Genomic DNA, 17,354 nt, shown 5'->3' with positions numbered 1-17,354 from the left:
TCCGACACCTTCGCCGATGCCCACGGTTTCCAGCCGGGCGATACGCTCGCCGCGATCATCAACGGCAAGCGCAAGCGGCTGACGGTGGTCGGCGTCGCGGTGTCGCCGGAATACGTCTACCAGATCGCGCCCGGCGCGATGTTCCCCGACTTCAAGCGCTACGGCGTGCTGTGGATGGGGCGCAGCGCACTCGCCGCTGCCTACGACATGGAGGGCGCGTTCAACCAGATCAGCCTCACGCTCGCGCGCGACGCCCGCGAGCAGGACGTGATCGACCGCGTCGACGCCGTGCTCGCGACCTACGGCGGCACCGGCGCCTACGGCCGCGACGACCAGTTTTCCAACCGTTTCCTGTCGGAAGAGCTGAAGCAGCTGCAGACCATGGCGACGGTGTTTCCGGCAATCTTCCTCGGCGTCGCCGCCTTCCTGCTGAACGTCGTCCTGAGCCGGCTGATCGCCTTGCAGCGCGACCAGATCGCCATCCTCAAGGCCTTCGGCTACAGCTATCTCGCGATCGGCGCGCATTACGTCAAACTGGTGTTGCTGATGGCGGTGCTCGGGGCGGCGGCGGGCCTTGCGCTCGGCGCCTGGTTCGGCCAGGGGCTGGCGCACGTCTACACCGAGACGAGCTTTCGCTTTCCCTATCTCGACTACCAATTGCGCGCCGGGGTCGTCCTGATCGCGCTTGCGATCTCCGCCTTCGCTGCGGTGAGCGGCACACTGTTGTCGGTGATCCGTGCGGTGCGGCTGCCGCCCGCGGAAGGGATGCGCCCGGAGACCCCGCTCGCCTACCATGTCAGTGTGTTCGAGCGTCTCGGCCTTGCGCGCTGGCTCGCCGCGCCGTCGCGCATGGTGCTGCGCCACATCGGGCGGCACCCGGTGAAGTCGCTGCTCTCCATCCTGGGGATCGCCTGCGCCTGCGGGCTGATGATGGTGGGCAATTACCAGAAGGGCGCGATCGACTTCATGGTCGACGTGCAGTTCCGCCAGGCCGCGCGCGAGGATCTGGCACTCACCTTCATCGAGCCGACTTCGGGGCGCGCGCTGCATGAGCTGGCCGCACTGCCCGGCGTCGACCACGTCGAGGGCTACCGCGACGTCCCGGCGATCCTGCGTTTCGGGCAGTACCGCCATCGTGCGGCCGTCTTCGGCATCCAGCCCGAAGGCCGGCTGCACCGCTCGCTCGACAGCCAGCTGCAGCCGGTGGCGGTGCCGCCGGGCGGCGTGGTACTCACCGACCACCTGGCGAACGAGATCCTGCACGTGAAGCCAGGCGACCTGCTGACGATCGAGGTGCTGGAGGGCAGCCGCCCGGTGCGGCAGGTTCCGGTGCTCGGCATCACCAAACAGTATCTCGGGGTGTCGGCCTACATGCAGCAGGACTCGCTCAACGCCCTGATGCGCGAGGGCAACACGGTCTCGGGCGCCTACCTCGCGGTACAGCCAGGCGCCGAGGCGCGGCTCTACGCGGATCTGCACGAGCGCCCGCGCGTGCTCGGCATGGTCGCCAACAAGGCGGCAGTGCAGAGCTTCTACGCCACCATCGGCGAGTTCATCCTGTTCTACAACCTGGTGGCGACGCTGCTCGCCGGCGCGATCGGCTTCGGCGTGGTCTACAACAGCGCGCGCATCAGCCTGTCCGAGCGTGGCCGCGAGCTTGCCAGCCTGCGCGTGCTGGGCTTCACCCGCGGCGAGATCGCCTATATCCTGCTGGGGGATCTGGCGCTGCTGACGCTGGCGGCGATCCCGGCCGGCTTCGTGGTCGGCATCGGCCTGGTCGGCATCCTGGTGGTGGCGTTCCAGAGCGAGCTGTACCGGCTGCCGCTGATCCTGACGCCGCAAAACTATGCCATGGGCGCCTCCGTTATCATCGTCTCCGCACTGCTGTCCGGCCTGCTGCTGTGGCATCGCCTCGGCCGGCTCGATCTGGTGGCGGTATTGAAAACTCGCGAATAGGGCAACGGAGAAACATGCGGCTGCGCGCAAAAATCGGAATGCTGGCGACCGCCGCCGTAGTGGCGGCGGGCCTCGCACTTGGCTTCATGCCGCGCGCGGTGCCGGTCGACGTCGCCGAAGCGGCGCGCGCGCCGCTGGCGGTGACGGTGGAGGAGGAGGGCAAGACGCGGGTGCGCGAGCGTTATACCGTGTCGGCGCCGGTGGCGGGTTATCTCCGCCGCATCGACCTCAAGGCCGGGGATGCCGTCGCCGCCGGGCAGGTGGTCGCGGTGATCGAGCCGGCGCGTTCGGTGGCGCTCGATCCGCGCACCCGTGCGCAGGCGCAGGCGCAGGCGCGCGCCGCTCAGGCCGCGCTCGCCGCCGCGCAGGAGAATGCCCGCGCCGCCAGTGCCGCAGCGCAGCTGGCGCAGCAGGAGCGCGCCCGCGTTGAAGCGCTGCGGCAATCGAATTTCGTCTCCGCTCAGGCACTCGACAGCGCGCGCACCGCGGAAACCCGCGCCCGCGCCGCCGAGGCCGCGGTGCAGCACGCGGTGCGGGTGGCGCGTTTCGACCTGGCGACGGCGCAGGCGGCGGTCGCCAGCACCGACCGGCTGCAGGCTGGCGGCACGACCGAGCAGATGCCGGTGCGCGCACCGGTTGCCGCCCACGTATTGAAGCTGCTGCACGAAAGCGAAGGCGCAGTGACGGCCGGGCAGCCGCTGCTCGATATCGGCGATCCCGCCAGCCTGGAAATCGAGGTCGAGGTGCTGTCGACCCACGCAGTGAAGATTGCGCCCGGCTCGAAGGTGATCCTCGACCGCTGGGGCGGCGAGCGCCCGGTCGAAGGCCGCGTGCGTGTGGTCGAGCCGAGCGGCTTCACCAAGATCTCGGCGCTCGGCGTCGAGGAGCAGCGGGTGCGCGTCATCGTCGATTTCGCCGCGCCGCGCGAGGCGTGGGCGCGCCTCGGCGACGGCTACCGGGTGGAGGCGCGCTTCGTGCTGTGGGAAGGGCAGGACGTGCTGCAGCTGCCGACCAGCGCGTTGTTCCGGCAGGGCGAGGGCTGGGCGGCGTTCGTGATCGATGGCCGCCGCGCACGCCTGGCGCCGGTCGAGCTCGGTCAGCGCGCCGGGCTCGCCACCGAGGTGCTGTCAGGACTTGCGGCCGGCGACAAGGTGGTCGCGCACCCCGACGAGACGATCAAGGACGGCGTGCGGGTGAAACCGCGCTGAGCCTGAAAATCGCGGTGAATACCCAGAGGGCATAAATACCCGGAGGGCATCAAGGCGCCGGCTGTAGGAGGCCCGCCTTTATGCCCGTTCTTTGGGTACCAGGGCCGATGCCTTGGCGCTTTGCATGGGTACGAAAATCGCGGCGAGGCGCCGGTGCGTGGTTGTTACCGCTTTAGCGGTTTACAAACACGGCCTACCCTTTGCGGGTGCTCCTGCAGGGGGCTATCCCTTGCGGATGTTGCTGTCGGCCTGTCCCGCCTGTCGGAGAATCTCGATCACCTCTTCGTCGTCGACCTGCGGAAAGTCGGCGTAGAACTGCCCGACCGCCTGAAATAACGCGGGTGCCTGCAGGCACACTATCTCGTCGGCGTAGGGCCGGATCTTCTCCAGCGTATCCGGCGGCGCCACCGGCACCGCGCAGACGAGGCGCGCCGGCTTCTGCGCGCGCAGCGCATGCAGCGCGGAAATCATCGTCGCCCCGGTGGCCAGCCCGTCGTCGATCACGATGACGGTGCGCCCGGCCGGGTCGATCGGCGGCCTGAGCGGGGTGTACTGCGTCCGGCGTTTTTTGATGGTATCGAGCTGGGTCTGCTTCTCCTGGGCCAGGTAGGCCGGCGTGCCGCCGACGGATTCGGCGTAGTCGGCAATATAGCTCCAGCCCGATTCGTCGATCGAGCCGATGGCGAACTCCGGATTGAACGGCGCGCGCAGCTTGCGCGCCAGCACCACGTCGAGCTCGCCGTCCAGCGCCTGGGCCAGCCGCAGTCCCATCGGCACCGCGCCGCGCGGGATGGCGAGGATCAGCGGATGCTGGCCCTTGTAGGCCGCCAGCGCGACCGCCAGCCGGTCGGCGGCCTGATGACGATTGGCGAAGAGCATGGCACCCCCTTGTTCGTTTCCAGTTTTTTTATTTTAGGCGGAGTGATGGCCTTGGGGGCTGGTGGTGGGGGCTGTCTGAGCGGCTGAACCGGCCGGCCGCATCGGTTACACTCGGTTCAAAAGAGGTGCCCGCCCGGCCTGTTGCCCCCATTTTCCGACCGCAAGACGAGTACACCCAGAGCATGTCCCCATCCCATTCCAAACCCTGTCCATTTTGCAATCTTGACCGCCACCGCATCCTTGCCGAGGACGAGCTTGCCGTCGCTTACCGGGACGGCTTTCCGGTTTCGCTCGGCCACACCGTCATCATTCCGCGCCGCCATTTCGCCACCCTGTTCGAGGCCAGCGAAGCCGAGCAGGCCGCCCTGCTGAAGATGATGGCGCAGGCAAAAGACCTGCTGGACAGGCACCACCAGCCGGACGGCTACAACATCGGCATCAACCATGGCCAGGCCGGCGGGCAGACCGTGCCGCATCTGCATATCCACCTGATCCCGCGCTACCGCGGCGACAAGGAAGATCCGCGCGGCGGCGTGCGCTGGGTGCTGCCGGACAAGGCCAAGTACTGGGCCTGAAAAAGGCCGCTTGTCCGGCCGCGCGCCGGCCGCCTCGGACAGCCTGCCGGCATGCGGTTTGCACGCATGCGGCCGCAGGGCGGTGGGTAAAACCTTAAAGTCATCAGTGTTTTTGTCGCAATAGGGGAATCAATCTAGTGTCGTGACTCGGAAATAGGGGAACGGAATGAAACGGATGGGTTTTTTTGCAGGGCAAGGCGCGAGGAGAGCGTGGTTGTTGCCGATTTATCGGCTTTACAACCACGGCCTACCCCTTGCGGGTGGGCGACATAGCCGGCTCTATGGCAACGACGCGCAACGCCGCCATGCGGAAAAAGACGCCGTTTCATGTTGCGATATTTCCGAGTCACGACACTAGCGACTGGACACTGGACGATGGACGTAGCGGTAACGGACAACGGCAGTCGTGCCGCGGCGGCCCGCACCAGCGGGGTGCCGGTGGTGCCGTGGACGATCATGCTGGCGGTGTTCTGGACGCTGGTGGCCATACTGTCCCTGGCCTGGAACATCGTGCAGGTGCGCGAACTGGTGCTCGAACAGGCGCGGGTCGAACTGCGGGCGAATTTCTTCAAGGACCGGGCCTTCCGCAACTGGGCCTCCCGGCATGGCGGCGTGTACGTGCCCGTCACCCTGGAGAATCCGGTCGACCCCTATGTGGCCGATTTGCCGGAACGCGACGTGCTCACACCCTCCGGACGCTTGCTGACGCTCATCAATCCGGCGCTGATGGTGCGCCAGTTCAACGAGCTCGCTGCCGGGCCCCATCGCGTGCGCAGCCATCTGAGCGGTCTCAGACCGATCAATCCGCAGAACCGGCCCGATCCCTGGGAGGCGAAGGCGCTGGCGCAGTTCCAGCAGGGGGTCGAAGAGGTCACGGGCGTCGCCGAAATCGATGCGGCCCCCTATCTGCGCCTGATCCGGCCGATGAGGATGGAGGGGAAGTGCCTGGCCTGCCATATCCAGCAGGGGTATCGGGAAGGCGACCTGGCCGGCGGCGTCAGCGTGTCGGTGCCGCTCGCTCCGCTCAATGCGGCCGCCGACCGGCGCGTCAGCGCGCTGGCGTCGGGTCATGGCGGGCTCTGGCTGTTTGGCCTGCTCGGCATCGGCGCTGCTGCCCGCCAGATGCGGCGCCGGATCGACGAGAACGGCGCTGTCCACGATGCGTTGAAAGCGCACCAGGACCGCACGCGCGCAATCCTCGACGCCTCGCTCGACGGCATCGTCGCGATCAATGCGAGAAACGAGATCGTCGACTGGAACCTCCAGGCCGAGCGGACGTTCGGCTGGCCGCGCACCCAGGTGCTGGGCCGCTCACTTTCGGAAACCATCATCCCGGAGCGCTTCCGCGCCCAGCACGAAGCGGGCCTGCGGCACAGTCTGGAAAACGATGCGGCAATGCTGATCGGCCGCCGCATCGAACTGACCGGCCTGCACCGCGACGGCCACGAGTTTCCCATCGAAATCTTCATCGCCCGCATCGATGCCGCCGGGACCTCCTGCTTCAGCGCCTACGTGCGCGACATCGGCGAGCGCAAGGCGGCGGAGGAGAAGATCAATCGGGACTATCACACGCAGCGGATCCTGGCGGAATTGCTGGAAACCTCGATGCGTCCGGCGCCCTTCGAGCAGCGTCTGCAATTTGCGCTGGAACTGATTCTCTCGACGCCCTGGCTGTCCCTGCACGGGACCGGCAGCATCTTCCTGGCCGACGCGGCATCCGGAAAGCTGCGCATGGCCGCTCGACACAAATTGTCCGCGAGCATCGTGCAGGCCTGCGATACCGTCGAGATGGGCCATTGTCTGTGCGGGCGGGCGGCAGCGACCCAGGAATTGCTGTTTGTCGATTGCGTCGACGACCGGCACGAGGTCCATTACCCCGGCATGTCGGAGCACGGACACTATTGCGCCCCCATCCTGTTCGACGAGAAGTTGCTGGGCGTGCTGAACCTCTATGTGGACGCACACCATCGGCAGACGCCGGCGGAACTGCAGTTCATCACTGCCGCCGCGCACGCCGTCGGCGGCATGATCCAGCGCCACCAGACCGAACAGCAGCTGCGCTACCACGCCTATCACGACGGCCTGACGCGGATGCCGAACCGGACCCTGTTCATGGACCGCCTGGAACAGCGCCTGCGCCACGGCGAACGGCACCCGGCGTTGCGCTGCGCCGTACTCTACCTGGATCTCGACCGCTTCAAGACGGTCAACGACAGCCTCGGCCATACGCTGGGGGATCAGCTGCTGCTCGAAGCGGGCGAGCGTATCCGTGCCTGCATGCGGCCCGAGGATACGGTCGCCCGCATGGGCGGCGACGAGTTCACGATTCTGCTCGAAGACGTGGCGGAACCCGCCGACGCGCTGCGCGTAGCCGACCGGCTGCACGCGGTGCTGCAGCCGCCGATCATGCTCGAAGGCCGCGAGATCTTTATTTCCGCGAGCATCGGCATCGCCGTCGGCGCACAGGACGGCCACAACGCCGCCGACCTGCTGCGCGACGCCGACACCGCGATGTACCGCGCCAAATCCATGGGCACGGGGCACACGGTTTTGTTCGACGAACGCATGCATCTGCGCGCCGTGGCGCAATTGACGCTGGAATCGGAACTGCGGCGGGCAGTGGAACGCGAAGAATTGCGCGTCCATTACCAGCCCATCGTCGAGGCAGTCCGCGGCGAGGTGCTCGGCTTCGAAGCCCTGGTGCGCTGGCAGCACCCGGAGCGCGGCCTGGTCTTGCCGGCCGAGTTCATCCCGTTGGCGGAAGAGACCGGGCTCGTCAACGACATCGGCCATTGGGTGCTGACGGAAGCCTGCCGCCAACTCCAGGCGTGGCGTCGGGATTTTCCCCAACGGCCGGACCTGTATATGAGCGTCAACCTGTCCGCCAAACAGTTCCTGCAGCCTAACCTGGTGGAACGGATCGACGCGGCGATCGCCGCGACCGGCGTCGAGCCGCATTGCCTGGCTCTGGAAATCACCGAAAGCGTGCTGGTGCACAATCGCGAAACCGCGCACAGAATCCTGCTCGATCTCAAGGCGCGCGGACTGCATCTTTATGTCGACGATTTCGGCACCGGCTACTCATCGCTGAGTTACTTGCAGAACTTCCCCTTCGATGCGCTGAAAATCGATCGCGCCTTCGTCAATCGCCTGACCCCGGGGATCGAGGACGTGGAGATGGTGTCGACGATCATCGCCATCGCCCGCAACTTCAACATGGGCGTGATCGCCGAAGGCGTGGAGAACGACGGGCAACTCGAACGCGTGATCGCGCTGGGCTGCCGCAAGGTGCAGGGCTATCGTTTCTCGCCGCCGCTTGCGGCGGAAGCTGCCGGTTCGCTGATTCTGGCGCGCTATTCCGAGACGCCGGGGAATCCCTGAACAAGCTCTGCTTTTCGAATGGCTATCGAGACAACGCCTTGCTGCCCGGCATTCGCCCCTCCAAGGCCCCCGAATCGGTGATTCGGGGTCGCCAGCAACGAACGTCTGGCCTGGAAGCAATCCCTGGCATGAACATGCAGGACAGCTCGCCTCCCGGCTTCAAGCAGCCGGGATGAGCAACTGATCGATTTGCTGCCCACCCCCGTACGCTACTATATGACCAACACAACCAGCTTCCTGGCGCCGCTCATCCTCGAAGAAGTCGCCAGCGCCAGAATCGAGGCCTTTTTCGCCAAGCTCCCGGTGGGGGAACTGTACGTGAGCCACTGGACCCGCGTCGAGTTCGCCAGCCTCATCGCGCGCGAAGTCAGGATGGGCGGTTTCGTGGAGTCTGACGCGCTGTTGGCCATCGGCCAGTTCGATGAACTGGTGGCTGACTCATTCCAGGTCGTGGCGCCAAGTGTTGTGGACTACGAGCAGGCCAAAGAGTGCGTCCAGCACTTCGCCACCAAGCTGCGGGCGGGTGATGCGTTGCACCTTGCCATTGCCAGCAATATCAGCGCAAAGATGCTGTACACCCTGGACGAAGGGCTCTTGCATGCGGCCAAGCTCATGAAGGTCCACGCCAGCCGAGGCATTAAAAATTAGTGGCCAAAGGGTGCCACGTTTAGCGACGGTTCGTCGTGTAACTCTCTGTGTGGCGATCGCGGTACCTGTCTGGCCGATCGTAGTATCTGTCCGGCCGTCCAGAGGTGTTGTTGGGCTGATAAGACGGCGCGGCGGGGGCGATAGGGACGGTTGAAACCGCCTGATGGCGTGAAGCCATCTGTTCTTCAATTTGGCGTTGCTGGCGAAGGCGAGCCAGAGCCGCTTGGTCGTTTGCGGCTCTGTCAAAAGCCTTCTTCTGCTCGGCAGGAGATGGCGGCAGGCCGTTTGGATTTTCAACCAGCTTGGCGTTCGCGCACGGTACATCCTGGTAGACGGTCTTGTGGCCAGAAGTGCATCGGTAGACGTCGGCAACCGCCGGCGAGGTGGCGAGAGCGAGCAGGGGGATAAGTAAGGTCTTCATGTCGTTCTTCTTCTGCTGTTCTTATTGGTTTCCTCCGGTGGCGCCCCCACCTGGCAACGCTTCGGCTTGAAGTCTTATTCGTCCGGCCATTGTAGCCGAATGCCTTGGATTGTCTTGGCAGCAGAAATCCTCAGGAGTAATTCCTGAAACTTGCTGATGATGACTCATGAAAGCCAGAAACCAGCCCGTTCAATAACTGTTCAAGCGTGACACCGTGGAGCGGATTGTTGGGCTGAGTCTCTTGCATGGTTTTAGACCCTGTCATGTTTCAGTATGGCTCACTGGGCCAGCGCACGTATCCTGTCCAGTTTCTCGACTACCGCCTGATAGAGGTCCTGGTCGGCATCGGGGTTGCGGTCCGGATGGTGGGTGCTACGGATCTTTTTCAGCGCAGTCATATCGTCGGGCAGGTCATGCACCTTGGTCACCCGGTCGCCGTTCTTGGCCATCGCGCACTGCACCTCGGCCTCTGCGCCTTCGCGTGTGTGGTGCAACTTTCTGCTGCCAAGACGCCAACCATCCTGAGCCTTGCGCGGGAATTGATTTTTCTTGCCGTCAAACCAGATCCATGTACCGGTGTCAGGATTCAATTCAAAGTGAACGGTAATGATGTCGTAGGTGTAAACGGGCGGCTTGCGGTCCCTGGCAAACATCTTGAACGTGCCGACCGTATTCACGTCAGCAAGGTAATACGCACCAGCCTCATGGGGGCAGAATACGCTGCTGGGCTTGGGTGTTGGCTTGCTGTCGTTGCTTGACGAATCCATTTCGGCCTTGCGGCTGGCGAGCAATGCGGCCCGGCGTTGTGCGTTGGTCACTGATATTGCTCCTTAAGCTGGTTGAAACCCACTGGGATCACCCCTCGCTGAAGGGATCACCCGCTGGACTCCTGGACCGCCAGGACATCACTCCGAGCCATCCTTCATGGCTGTCCCGTTTCTAGTCTGGCGAGACGCTTTTGCTAGGCCCGGCCTTTCGGCCTGGCGCGGCGGGTGGTACATAGCCCGAAATCCTGCACTGAAAACCATCAACACGCTTGTCGCCATTGAAGTGGGTGACGCTGCACCGGGATATTTCGCCGCGTGCCGTCAAGTCAGCCAGCGACTTGCGTACTTGAACCAGTGCAATCCCGGTTGCCGACGCTATCTCCAGATCGAGTAGCTGCCCATGTTTTTTCAGGTGGCTTAGGATTTGGTCTGTCTGCATCTTGATTCCTTTGACGTGTTGATCAGCGCGCGATCCATGGCGAGCCCCGAGCCAATACAGAAACAGGAAAAAGCAAAAGGCCACCCCGAAGGATGGCCTGAGTGCTTGCTATGTCTGGCTCCCCGACCTGGGCTCGAACCAGGGACCTACGGATTAACAGTCCGGCGCTCTACCGACTGAGCTATCGAGGAACAAGACTTAGATTATATACATAAAAAAGTGCCGCCTTGACGCTGTGCTGTGCAAGGGATGCGAAGGGCGATGTCAGCGCTGCGGCTCAGGGCGAAGCCACAGCCACACCAGTACGCAGGCCATGCTGACCACCGCGCTGATGGACGCCCAGCGCGGGATATGCACCACCCACAGCACCAGCGCGCACAGGGCCATCAGGAAGGTGGCGCTCCACTTTGCATGGCGGCTCACGCGTCCGCCGTTGGCCCAGTTGCGCAGCATGGAGCCGAACAGCGGGTGAAACCACAGCCAGCGGTACAGGCGCGGCGAACTGCGCGCGGCCGCCCAGCCTGCCATGAGGATGAACACCGTGCTGGGCAGGCCCGGCACGACGATGCCGATCACCCCCATCGCCAGGCAGAGTGCGGCAAACACCAGCAAGAGCCAGCGCGCCAGCGCGGGCAGGGGCGCTTGCTCAGGGACGGGCGGCAGTGGCTCGGGCGGCGGAGACATGCCTGCCATTGTGCAGGTGTTGCCGGGCGTTATGCTCCAAGGCAGGGACGCCGCCATGCCTTTCGCCATGCCCTGCGCTTGGCGGCTGCAGCCCGCAGACCCACCATGACCATCCGCACCATCCTGAAGATGGGCGACCCGCGACTGTTGCGGGTGGCCCAACCCGTTACCGCATTCGATACGCCCGCGCTGCACCAACTGGTGAACGACATGCGCGAGACGATGCAGGCCGTGAACGGCGCGGGCCTGGCAGCACCGCAGATCGGGGAGGATTGGCAGGTGGTGATCTTCGGCTCCGGCGAGCGCAACCCGCGCTATCCCGACCGCCCCATCGTGCCGCCCACGGTGCTCATCAATCCCGTGATCACGCCGCTGGGCGCCGAAGAGGAGGAGGACTGGGAGGGCTGCCTGTCCGTGCCGGGCCTGCGCGGCAAGGTGCCGCGCTTTGCGCGCATCCACTACCGCGGCGTCGACCTGCTGGGCGCGCCTATCGACCGTGTGGCGGAAGGTTTCCACGCGCGGGTAGTGCAGCACGAGTGCGACCACCTGATCGGCAAGCTCTACCCAATGCGCGTGCGCGATTTCACGCAGTTCGGTTACACGGAGGTGTTGTTTCCGGAGATTGGTGCGGTAGAAGACGATTGAGCGCTCAATCAGGCTGTAGCGCCCTTGTGGCAAGCGCAAGCAGCTATCGAAATCATAGTCATTGATCGGCCAGCGCCTGCAGTAGCTCGGTCTCGATCTGGATCTGTCGCGCGTTGTTCTGCATCTCCGGGCCCTGCACCAGGAACACGTCCTCCACCCGTTCGCCCAGCGTGCTCACCTTGGCCAACTGCACGCTGAGGCTGTGGCGCGAGAGCACGCGCGCCACCAGGTACAGCAGGCCGGCACGGTCGCTGGCGGAAATGCTGATGAGCCAGCGCTGGGCCTTTTCGTCAGGGCGCAGCGTGACGCGCGGCGCGATGGGGAAGCTTTTGACGCGACGCGACACGCGCTTGCGCGTAGGCTCGGGCAGCGGCCGCGGGTCTTCGATGGCGCGCAGCAGGTCGTTCTCGACCATGTGAATGAGCTCGCGGTAGGCGCCTGGCTGGCTGGAGGCAACGACCTGGAAGGTGTCCAGCGCATGGCCGTTGTTGGCGGTGTGCACACGCGCATCCAGGATGGAAAAGCCCGCACGGTCGAAGTAGCCGCAGATGCGCATGAACAGGTCGCTCTGGTCCGGCGCATACACCAGCACCTGCAGGCCTTCGCCCGCCAGCGACTGGCGTGCGCGCACCACCGGCTTGCCGGCGCCCACGTGGCGCGAGAGGTGGCGGGTGTGCCAGGCGATGTCCGCCGCCTCGTGGCGCATGAAATAGCTCACGTCCAGCGAATCCCACAGCTTCTTGTGCGCCTCGTGGGGCTGGGAGGCCAATGCCAGCAGCACCAGCGCTTCGCGTTTGCGCGCCTCGATCTCGGCGGCGGCGTCGGGTGCGCGCCCGCCCAGGGTGCGCAGCGTCGCGTGGTACAGGTCTTCCAGCAGCTTGCCCTTCCAGGCGTTCCACACCTTGGGGCTGGTGCCGCGGATGTCGGCCACGGTGAGCAGGTACAGGGCGGTGAGGTAGCGCTCGTTGCCCACGCGGCGCGCGAAGGCGGCGATCACGTCGGGGTCGGACAGATCCTGCTTTTGCGCCACCTGGCTCATGGTGAGGTGCTCGGCCACCAGGAATTCAATGAGCCGCGCGTCCTCGCGCGTGATGCCGTGCGCCGCGTGCTGGCGGCAAAAGCGCCGCACTTCCTGCGCGCCGATCTGTGAATGGTCGCCGCCGCGCCCCTTGCCGATGTCGTGGAACAGCGCAGCGATGTAGAGAATCCACGGTTTGTCCCAGCCTGCGGCGAGCTGTGAACACGACGGGTATTCATGCGCGTGTTCGGCCATGAAAAAGCGCCGCACGTTGCGCAACACCATCAGGATGTGCTGGTCCACCGTGTAGACATGGAACAGGTCATGCTGCATCTGCCCCACGATGCGCCGGAAGGGCCACAGGTAGCGGCCCAGCACGGAGGTCTGGTTCATGAGCCGCATGGCGTGCGTGATGCCTGCGGGCTGCTGCAGGATCTGCATGAACAGTGCGCGGTTCGCGGGGTCGCGCCGGAATTCACTGTCCATCACGCCACGCGCGTTGTAGAGCGCTCGCAGCGTGCGTGCCGACAGATCCTTGAGCCCTACGGTGGTCTCGTAGAGCAGGAAGGTTTCCAGGACGGCGTGGGGTTCTCTTTCGTACAGGTCGTCGCTGGCCACTTCGATCATGCCGGCCTTCTCGAAGAAGCGCGGGTTGATCGGACGCAGTTCATGCGTGGAGGGGTTCAGTCGCTCCTCGATGCCCAGCAGCAGGATCTGGCACAGCTGCGACACGGCCTTGGCGGCCCAGTAGTAGCGGCGCATCAGCGTCTCGCTGGCACGCATCGCCAGGCGCTGGCCGTCCGGTGCGGTGGAGCGGTAGCCGAAGGTCTCGGCCACGGCGGTCTGCAGATCGAACACCAGGCGGTCTTCGCGCCGGCCGGCCAGCGCATGCAGGCGTGCGCGGATCAGGAACAGCAACGCCTCGTTGCGCTCGATCTGCTGCACCTCGAACGGTGTGGCCAGGCCACTGGCCGCCAACTCGCGCCAATTGCGCCCCAGGCCCGCGGCGCGCGCCACCCACTGGATGAGCTGCAGGTCGCGCAGGCCGCCGGGCGACTCCTTGCAGTTGGGCTCCAGCGCGTAGGGGGTGTTTTCGTATTTCGTATGGCGCTGGCGCATCTCCAGCGTCTTGGCGACCAGAAAGGCGCGCGGGTCCATCTGCGCGTCGTAGCGCTGGCGGAACGCATCGAACAACGCGGCGTTGCCGCACAGCAGGCGCGCTTCCAGCAGCGATGTCTGCACCGTCACATCGGCGGCGGCCTCGCTCAGGCATTCGGCCACGCTGCGCACGCTGGACCCAACCTCCAGCCCCGCGTCCCAGCAGCTGCCGATGAAGGTCTCGATCGGTGTGCAGGGCGCCGCACCTGCATGGCCCGCGGCCACGCTCATGCCGTCTGGCAGCAGCAGCAGCACGTCCACGTCGGAATAAGGGAACAGCTGTGCGCGTCCGTAGCCCCCCACGGCGACCAGCGCCATGCCTTCAGGCAACTGCGCGCGGTCCCACAGCCGGCACAGCAGGCCGTCGGTCAGCGACGAGAGGCGATGCAGCAGGCTGCGCACGCCGCGCGTGGACGCTCCGGGCGCGCGCAGGGTCGCCAGCAGGGCGGCCTTGTCCTGGCGGTAGGCGTCGCGCAGCGCATGCAGCTGCGCGAGATCCGGTGCAGTGGCGGGGGGGCAGGGGGGGATGGAAGGCATGGAGGACGTTTAGCAAGAACCGTGCATGCCTTGCGGCGCTCTGGGCGCGGCGGCCTGGCTCAGGTCGTGGTGGCGGTGACGAAGGCCGGCAGCGCGGGGGAGCCGGCGGAGAGGGTCAGCACGTCGTAGCCGGTCTCGGTCACGAGCACGGTGTGTTCCCACTGCGCCGACAGACTGTGGTCTTTGGTGATGATGGTCCAGCCGTCCTTGCCCAGCTCCTTGATGTCGCGCTTGCCCAGGTTGAGCATGGGCTCGATGGTGAAGGTCATGCCGGGCACCAGCTCCTCGCCCGTGCCGGGGCGGCCATAGTGCAGCACCTGCGGGTCCTCATGGAATTTCTGGCCGATGCCGTGGCCGCAAAACTCGCGCACCACCGACAGGCCGTGGCCCTCGGCGAACTTCTGGATGGCGTGGCCGATGTCGCCCAGGCGCGCGCCCGGCTTGACCTGCTGGATGCCCAGCCACATGGATTCGAACGTGAGCTGCGACAGCCGCTTGGCGGCAATGGAGCATTCGCCGATGAGGTACATGCGACTGTTGTCGCCATACCAACCGTCCTTGGTGATCACGGTGACGTCCACATTGACGATGTCGCCCTTCTTGAGCGGCTTGTCGTTTGGAATGCCGTGGCAGACCACATGGTTGACCGAGGTGCACAGGTGGCCGGGGTAGGGCGGGTAGCCCGGAGGCTGGTAGCCGATGGTGGCGGACACGGTGCCCTGGGCGGCCATGCATTCCGCGCCCAGGCGGTCGATCTCTGCGGTGGTGATGCCGGGCTTGATGTGTGGGGCAATGTAGTCCAGCACTTCGGACGCCAGGCGGCAGGCCTCGCGCATGCCGGCGATGCCCTGCGCGTCTTTGATGGTGATGCTCATGGCGCAAATTATCCCATCGGCCTTTGCCCCCTGTGGGCGCGGGGCGGGCAAGGGCGGGTGCCGCGGGCTAAAATAGCGGGCTCCCACCAACACGCGCTGCCGGCGCGGCGGCCCCATTCAGCGGCTGCCTCAACCAGCGGGCGAAACGCCTCTTTCTGCCACCACACAGGCCGCTACCGTGACCTTGCACATCACCCCGCTGGAGGGCGGCAATGCCCTCAGCACCTTCCGCGCCCAGCAACTGCAACCCGCCCTGGCGGCCATTCATCCCAAGATCGACGGCATTGCGGCGCGCTTCGTGCACCTGGTGGCCGGCGACGCCGCACCCGATGCCGCCGCGCGTGAGCGCCTGGCCGCTCTGCTGACCTACGGCGACCCATACGCCGGCCCGCGGGACGGCATGGTGCTGTATGTCACTCCGCGCCTGGGCACGGTGTCGCCCTGGGCGTCCAAGGCCACGGACATCGCCCACAACTGCGGCCTGGCGGTGCGCCGCATCGAGCGCATCACCGAATACCGCATCAGCCTCAAGGGCGGCCTGCTGGGTGGCAAGCCCGAGTTGAGCACCGAGCAGCTGCAGCAGGTTGCGGCGCTCTTGCACGACCGCATGACGGAATCGGTGGTCACCACGCTGGACGAGGCGCAGCGCCTGTTCACCGAGCTGCAGGCCGAGCCCATGGCCTTCGTGGACGTGCTGCAGGGCGGGCGTGCGGCGCTGGAGGCTGCGAATAAGGCCTGGGGCCTGGCCCTGGCCGACGATGAGATCGACTACCTGGTCAACGCCTTCACAGGCCTGGCGCGCAACCCCACCGACGTGGAGTTGATGATGTTCGCCCAGGCCAACAGCGAGCACTGCCGCCACAAGATCTTCAACGCCCAGTTCACCATCGACGGCGTGGCGCATGACAAGAGCCTGTTCGGCATGATCCGCAACACCGAAGCCGTGTCGCCCCAGCATACCGTGGTGGCCTATGCCGACAACGCCTCCATCATGGAAGGCAGCGAGGTCGAGCAATTCATCGCCAAATTCGAGTCTTTCGCCCAACAGGTAAGCGCTCCAAGCTATCAAAAGCGTAGTGCAACCCACCATGTGCTGATGAAGGTGGAGACGCACAACCACCCCACGGCCATCTCGCCATTCCCCGGCGCTTCCACCGGCGCGGGCGGCGAGATCCGCGACGAGGGCGCTACCGGCCGCGGCTCCAAGCCCAAGGCGGGCCTCACGGGCTTCACCGTGTCCAAGCTCTGGGGCAGCGAGGTGGGCAAGCCCGAGCACATCGCCAGCCCCCTGCAGATCATGACCGAGGGGCCGCTGGGCGGCGCCGCGTTCAACAACGAGTTCGGCCGGCCCAACCTGACGGGCTACTTCCGCGAATACGAGCAGGTGGTCGGAACGGGCGAGGGCGCCATCATCCGCGGCTACCACAAGCCCATCATGATCGCGGGCGGCCTGGGCACGATCGACGCGCGGCTCACCCAAAAAATCCTGTTCCCCGCCGGCACGCTGCTGATCCAGCTCGGCGGCCCCGGCATGCGCATCGGCATGGGCGGCGGCGCCGCCAGTTCCATGGCCACGGGCACCAACGCGGCGGAGCTGGACTTCGACTCCGTGCAGCGCGGCAACCCCGAGATCGAGCGCCGTGCGCAGGAGGTCATCAACCACTGCTGGGCGCAGGGGGCGGACAACCCCATCCTGGCCATCCATGACGTGGGCGCGGGCGGCCTGTCGAACGCCTTCCCCGAGCTGACGAATGACGCGGGCCGCGGCGCGCGCTTCGACCTGCGCGCCGTGCCGCTGGAGGAGTCCGGCCTGGCGCCCAAGGAAATCTGGTCCAACGAGAGCCAGGAGCGCTATGTGCTGGCCATCGCGCCCGAGTCGCTGGCGCAGTTCACGGCCTTCTGCGAGCGCGAGCGCTGCCCGTTTGCCGTGATCGGCACGGCCACCGAGGAGCGCCAACTGGTGCTGGAAGACACGGCGGTCACGTCGGGCGACCAGAAATTTCCTGTGGACATGCCCATGGACGTGCTGCTGGGCAAGCCGCCCAAGATGCACCGCGATGTGACCAGCGTGCAGCGCAGCTTCGCGCCGCTGAACGTGGACGGCCTGCCGCTGGAGAAGGCCGTGATCGAGGTGCTGGCCCACCCCACGGTGGCCTCCAAGCG

At 65.7% G+C, this 17,354-nt stretch carries 14 protein-coding genes and 1 tRNA gene; 7 read left to right on the top strand and 8 right to left on the bottom strand.

From position 1 onward, the window contains the following. Together Q0L94_RS07770 and Q0L94_RS07765 are read left to right on the top strand one after the other, a co-directional pair. The coding region (locus tag Q0L94_RS07770) for an ABC transporter permease (protein WP_296752109.1) at positions 1 to 1,956 on the top strand (1,956 nt) is incomplete at its 5' end. Positions 1,957 to 1,970: 14 nt separating this feature from the next. Then, positions 1,971 to 3,164 (top strand): HlyD family efflux transporter periplasmic adaptor subunit, encoded by a 1,194-nt coding sequence (locus tag Q0L94_RS07765; RefSeq protein WP_296752107.1) that lies wholly within the window; start codon positions 1,971 to 1,973, stop codon positions 3,162 to 3,164. A gap of 222 nt (positions 3,165 to 3,386) precedes the next feature. On the opposite strand, the gene Q0L94_RS07760 is transcribed toward Q0L94_RS07765, so the two are convergent. Next, positions 3,387 to 4,043 carry a phosphoribosyltransferase family protein gene (locus tag Q0L94_RS07760; protein ID WP_296752105.1) on the bottom strand — a complete coding sequence of 219 codons (657 nt, stop codon included), beginning with the start codon at positions 4,041 to 4,043 and terminating at the stop codon, positions 3,387 to 3,389. A gap of 182 nt (positions 4,044 to 4,225) precedes the next feature. Between Q0L94_RS07760 and Q0L94_RS07755 the strand changes: the two genes are divergently transcribed. The 3 genes from Q0L94_RS07755 to Q0L94_RS07745 all read left to right on the top strand — a co-directional run bounded on the left by Q0L94_RS07755 (position 4,226) and on the right by Q0L94_RS07745 (position 8,647). Beyond that, a complete protein-coding gene (locus Q0L94_RS07755; RefSeq protein WP_296752103.1) occupies positions 4,226 to 4,618 on the top strand; it encodes an HIT family protein in 393 nt (130 codons plus the stop codon). A 375-nt stretch (positions 4,619 to 4,993) separates the two neighbouring features. Further along, complete coding sequence (locus Q0L94_RS07750) at positions 4,994 to 7,999, top strand: EAL domain-containing protein (RefSeq protein WP_296752101.1); 3,006 nt, start codon at positions 4,994 to 4,996, stop codon at positions 7,997 to 7,999. Between the two features lie 216 nt (positions 8,000 to 8,215). Next, entirely contained in the window at positions 8,216 to 8,647 is a 432-nt protein-coding gene (locus Q0L94_RS07745) for a type II toxin-antitoxin system VapC family toxin (RefSeq protein WP_296752099.1), read from the top strand. 19 nt (positions 8,648 to 8,666) lie between these two features. Here Q0L94_RS07745 and Q0L94_RS07740 read toward each other — a convergent pair whose 3' ends face one another. The 5 genes from Q0L94_RS07740 to Q0L94_RS07720 form a co-directional block, all read right to left on the bottom strand. Beyond that, positions 8,667 to 9,068: a DUF4124 domain-containing protein gene (locus Q0L94_RS07740; protein WP_296752097.1), complete on the bottom strand. Its 402-nt coding sequence runs from the start codon at positions 9,066 to 9,068 to the stop codon at positions 8,667 to 8,669. A gap of 278 nt (positions 9,069 to 9,346) precedes the next feature. After that, positions 9,347 to 9,886 (bottom strand): hypothetical protein, encoded by a 540-nt coding sequence (locus tag Q0L94_RS07735; RefSeq protein ID WP_296752095.1) that lies wholly within the window; start codon positions 9,884 to 9,886, stop codon positions 9,347 to 9,349. Positions 9,887 to 10,007: 121 nt separating this feature from the next. Continuing rightward, positions 10,008 to 10,274 carry a FaeA/PapI family transcriptional regulator gene (locus Q0L94_RS07730; RefSeq protein WP_296752092.1) on the bottom strand — a complete coding sequence of 89 codons (267 nt, stop codon included), beginning with the start codon at positions 10,272 to 10,274 and terminating at the stop codon, positions 10,008 to 10,010. Positions 10,275 to 10,389: 115 nt separating this feature from the next. Then, a tRNA-Asn gene (locus Q0L94_RS07725) sits at positions 10,390 to 10,465 on the bottom strand. Between the two features lie 73 nt (positions 10,466 to 10,538). Then, on the bottom strand, positions 10,539 to 10,967 hold the full coding sequence (locus tag Q0L94_RS07720; protein ID WP_296752089.1) for a YbaN family protein: 429 nt from the start codon (positions 10,965 to 10,967) through the stop codon (positions 10,539 to 10,541). A 96-nt stretch (positions 10,968 to 11,063) separates the two neighbouring features. Here Q0L94_RS07720 and def point away from each other — a divergent pair, with 96 nt between their 5' ends. After that, entirely contained in the window at positions 11,064 to 11,603 is a 540-nt protein-coding gene (gene def, locus Q0L94_RS07715) for a peptide deformylase (protein ID WP_287925452.1), read from the top strand. Between the two features lie 58 nt (positions 11,604 to 11,661). On the opposite strand, the gene Q0L94_RS07710 is transcribed toward def, so the two are convergent. Further along, positions 11,662 to 14,316 (bottom strand): [protein-PII] uridylyltransferase, encoded by a 2,655-nt coding sequence (locus Q0L94_RS07710; protein ID WP_296752084.1) that lies wholly within the window; start codon positions 14,314 to 14,316, stop codon positions 11,662 to 11,664. Positions 14,317 to 14,375: 59 nt separating this feature from the next. Further along, a complete protein-coding gene (gene map / locus Q0L94_RS07705; RefSeq protein WP_011805500.1) occupies positions 14,376 to 15,191 on the bottom strand; it encodes a type I methionyl aminopeptidase in 816 nt (271 codons plus the stop codon). A gap of 178 nt (positions 15,192 to 15,369) precedes the next feature. On the opposite strand from map, the gene purL reads away from it, so the two are divergent. Continuing rightward, positions 15,370 to 17,354: phosphoribosylformylglycinamidine synthase (gene purL / locus Q0L94_RS07700; protein WP_296752073.1), on the top strand; the 1,985-nt coding region annotated here is incomplete at its 3' end.

It is taken from the genome of Thiobacillus sp. (genome assembly GCF_024708915.1).
Note: the sequence above shows the minus strand (reverse complement) of the source record. Positions and strands in the feature narration are given on the sequence as shown.